Source organism: Micromonospora sp. NPDC003776, assembly GCF_053605645.1.
The window spans coordinates 1-4,088 of sequence record NZ_JBSGJR010000605.1 but is presented as its reverse complement, the minus strand read 5'-3'; the positions used below and the strand labels follow the sequence as shown (position 1 = coordinate 4,088).

The 4,088-nt window shown below is 72.6% G+C and carries 2 protein-coding genes and 2 pseudogenes; 3 read left to right on the top strand and 1 reads right to left on the bottom strand.

The features are described from left to right. The 3 genes and pseudogenes from ACWEVO_RS31780 to ACWEVO_RS31770 all read left to right on the top strand — a co-directional run. The coding region (locus ACWEVO_RS31780) for a fibronectin type III domain-containing protein (protein WP_452311149.1) at positions 1–464 on the top strand (464 nt) is incomplete at its 5' end. Between the two features lie 149 nt (positions 465–613). Beyond that, positions 614–3,241, top strand: coding sequence for a fibronectin type III domain-containing protein (locus ACWEVO_RS31775; protein ID WP_452311148.1), 2,628 nt, complete (start codon positions 614–616; stop codon positions 3,239–3,241). Positions 3,242–3,269: 28 nt separating this feature from the next. Next, positions 3,270–3,965, top strand: a pseudogene (locus tag ACWEVO_RS31770) (AAA family ATPase); the annotation flags it as partial. Between the two features lie 28 nt (positions 3,966–3,993). Here the strand turns inward: ACWEVO_RS31770 and ACWEVO_RS31765 are convergent. Beyond that, positions 3,994–4,088, bottom strand: a pseudogene (locus ACWEVO_RS31765) (sugar ABC transporter permease); the annotation flags it as partial.

Here is a 4,088-nt window from a genome sequence, read left to right as displayed (position 1 = left end):
CCGAGGAGGAGCCGGAGCCGCGCGGCCGCAACCGGGCGGTGGTGGCCGTGGCGGTCGGCGCGGCGGTGGTCGCGGTGGCAGCGGCGGTGGGTGTCGGCGCGGTGGTGTTGAATCGGGACGCGGCGCCGCAGCCGGGGCCGCCGCCCGCGACGGGCGGGGTGAAGCCGAAGGTGAGCGGCCCGCCGCCGGGTGACCTGAAGCTTCGCGACGACGCCACCACGATCACGGTGACCTGGACGGACCCGAGCAGCGGCGGGGTGCCGTTCGTGGTGGCCGGTGGCCGAGCGGGGCAGAAGCTGGGGGTGATGGCCACGGTGGACGCGGGAACGACCACGTACACGGTGAACGGGTTGAGTCCGAAGCTGGACTACTGCTTCACGGTGCTGGCGGTCTACTCGACGGACACTTACGCCACCTCCGGTCAGGTCTGCACCGACCGGGAGCGGGACGCGCCGACGAACTGACCGGCCGTCCAGCGGGGACACGCTGGGTGTCCACAGCGGTGACGGTGCGGGTTACCCGATCCTCGGCCGGCCCCTATGATGGCTCCCGGCTCTGGGGAGGGCCGACCACGCGTGGCGCCTCCCCCACCGACCTGGGGAGGCAGCCGGCTGTGGCCACCATCGAGGACGTCACGAGCACCGGGGCCGACGCGCCCCGTACCCGTTCCCGGCGGATGCGGGGCGGGCTGGTCACCATCGGCACCGTGGCGGCGTTGCTGGCCGCGATGGGGTTGACCGTGCTCGGCCTGGGTGCCGCGGACAACGCGGTGGCCAACTACGACGCCTCCTCCTGGCTGTGGAGCACGACCCGCAGCGAGATGGCCCGGGTCAACGGGGTCACCGCCCGGGTGGACACCCGGATGGAGGTGCCCGGGGGGCGGCGGCACCAGATGCAGGTCGCGCAGACCGACCGGCTGCTGATCCTGCGGGATCTGAACACCGGGCAGGTCAGCTCGCTGGATCTGGCCACATTGCAGATCACCGCGACCACCCCGACGGCCCCCGGGTTCGGGGTGAGCGTGGCGTTGCACGAGGACTCGGCGTTCGTAGTGGACGCGGTGCAGGGCATCGTGCGGCAGCTCGACCCGCGCGCGCTGACGCCGGTGGGTGAGCCGGTGCACTACCCGCCGGGCATCACCGGCGGCGCGTTCGACGGGGCGGGCCGGCTGTGGATCGCGGTGCCGAGCGAGGGCACGGTGTCGGCGGTGACCGCGGCCGAGCTGCCGAAGACGCCGGGCGAGGCGCCCGCCGCCGGGTTGAGCCCGAAGCAGGTCCAGACGTACGAGGTGGCCGAGCCGAGCCACGAGCTGGTGGTGTCCACGCTGGACGACGGGGTGGCGGTGCTCGACCGCACCTCCGCCTCGCTGGTGACGGTGCAGGGCGGCCAGACGAAGCGGGCCAACCTCACCATGTCGGCGCCGGGGGCGCTGCCGGTGCGCACCAGCGGACCGCAGGTGCCGGTGACGGTGCCCGGGGAGCGGAAGGTGCACGTGGTGCGCGACGGCGCGGACGTGCGGCAGTTCACGGTGCCCGGCACGGGTGACCGGCTCACCCCGGCGGTGGCCTGGGCGGGCCGGTTCTACGTCGCCGACGAGGACACCGGCACGGTCTACTCGTTCGACGCGAACGGGCAGCTGGTGGAGACCGTGAAGGGCTCCGGGCGGCCGGGTCCGATGGAGCTGGAGGTCCGCGAGGACCACCTGTTCATCAACCCGCCGAACTCGTCGACCGCACAGGTGGTGGACGACCAGAACCGGGTGCGTGAGGTGAACAAGTACGCCAACGACGTGCTCGGTGGTGACCCGCCGCCGGCGCCGCTGCCGCCGCCCCCGCCGAAGAAGCCGAAGGTGAGCAAGCCGGGGGCGCCGCGCAAGGTGACCGCCGCCGCCGGCAACGCGTCGGCGCGGGTGAGCTGGCAGCCGGCGGCCGCCAACGGGGCCGCGATCACCAGGTACGTGGTGGAGGGCGGCGGCCAGCGGCGCGAGGTGGGCGCGAACCAGCGGGCGGTGGAGATCACCGGCCTGACGAACGGCGAGACGTACACGTTCGAGGTGCACGCGGTCAACGCCAAGGGCGACGGGCCGGCCCGCCGGAGCAACCCGGTCGTGCCGACCGCGGAGGTGCCGGACCCACCGGCCAGCGTGACGGCCGAGGCGCGGCCGGACGGCACGGTGCTGGTGAAGTGGCCGGACGCGAACGGGCAGGGCAACACCATCGCCCGGTACGCGGTCACGGCCACCTCGGCGGGCGCCACCGCCCCGGCGGGCGAGTCGGCGAAGACCGAGCTGGTGGTGCCGGCCGGCCAGTTGGAGTACGGCACCCAGTATGCGTTCACGGTGATCGCGGTGAGCGACAAGGGCGCCGGTTCGAAGGCGTCCCCGGTGAGCAACACGGTGGTGCCGTTCACCGCGCCGGCTGCGCCGACCGAGTTGAAGGCGTCCACGGTGGCCGACCAGCCGGGCACCGTGGCGGTGCAGTGGGCGCCGGCGGTGGAGAATGGCCGCCCGGTCACGAAGTACCTGGTGGACGTCGGCGGAAAGACCAGCGAGGTGACCGACACCCGGACCACGGTCAGCGGCCTCGGCGACGGCCAGAACGTCACGGTGAAAGTGAAGGCGGTCAACGAGGCCGGCCCCGGCCCGGAGGCCAGCACCACCGCGCGTACGGTCGCCGCGCCCCGGGTGACCGTGACCGGCTCGTCGGCGGACGCCACCTCGGTGACGGTGTCGTTCACCGTGGACGCGGGCGGCGGCAACGTCACCTGCTCGGCGGCCGCCGGCGGGAAGACGGCCGGCGGCAGCTGCTCCAGCCTGCGGGTGACCGGGCTGACGCCGGGCACCGCGTACACGGTGACGGTCACCGCGACCAACGCCGCCGGCAAGGGCACCGCCACGAAGGCGCAGGCCACCGACCCGCTGTACGGGATCGCGACCTGCAACAACGGGCCGAGCGGCGACCAGCGCACTTACTGCGACGCGGACGTGTCCGGCCGCAACGGCAACGAGATCTTCTCGGTGCCGCAGCAGATCAACGCCAAGCAGGTGGGCTGGGCCAAGCCCGGCACGCGGCTGCGCGCGTACTGCAAGAAGCAGGGCGACAACGTTGACTCGTGGATCTACAACAACCAGAAGCAGAGCACCTGGTGGGTGCAGGTCGCGTACTCCGGGCAGAACTACATCCCGTGGGCGTGGCTGAACCTGGAGGGCGGCGACAACATCAACCTCCTGCCCACCTGCTGACCCCGCCCGCCAGAGGAGCCACCCGCACGTGAACACCCAGGAACCGCTCACCCAGCCGGAGGTGCAGGGCTTCGCCGCCCTCGCCGCCCGGCTGGCCGAGAACGTCAACGCGGTCGTGCTGGGCAAACCGCAGGTGGTCCGGCTGGCGTTGACCGCGCTGTTCGCCCAGGGGCACGTCCTGCTGGAGGACGTGCCCGGGGTGGGCAAGACCACCCTCGCCCGGGCCATCGCGGCGACGGTGAAGGGCCAGTGGCGGCGGATCCAGTTCACCCCGGACCTGCTGCCGTCGGACGTGTCCGGGGTGACCATCTTCAACCAGGCCACCCGGGGCTTCGAGTTCCACCCGGGTCCGGTCTTCGCCAACATCGTCATCGCCGACGAGATCAACCGGGCCTCACCGAAGACCCAGTCGGCGCTGCTGGAGGTGATGGAGGAGCGGACGGTCACCGTGGACGGCGTACGGCATCCGGTGCCGCAGCCGTTCCTGGTGGTGGCCACGCAGAACCCGGTGGAGATGGACGGCACCTACCGGCTGCCCGAGGCCCAGCTGGACCGGTTCCTGGTGAAGCTCTCCGTCGGCTACCCCGACGAGGCGGTCGAGGTGGAGGTGCTGCGCGGCGCCACGGTCCGCTCCCCCGACTCGCTGAGCGCGATCACCGACACCGCCACCATCGGGGAGATGGTGCGGATGGCCCGCCGGGTGCACATCGCCGAGCCGCTGTACGCGGACGAGGTCGTGCGGCCCGCGGGTGGGAGATGATGACCGCGAAGATGATGATCGGCTTCAGCAGCGGCACCGTGATCGACCAGAACTGCCGCGATCGGCTCGCACCGTCGATCGAGGCGG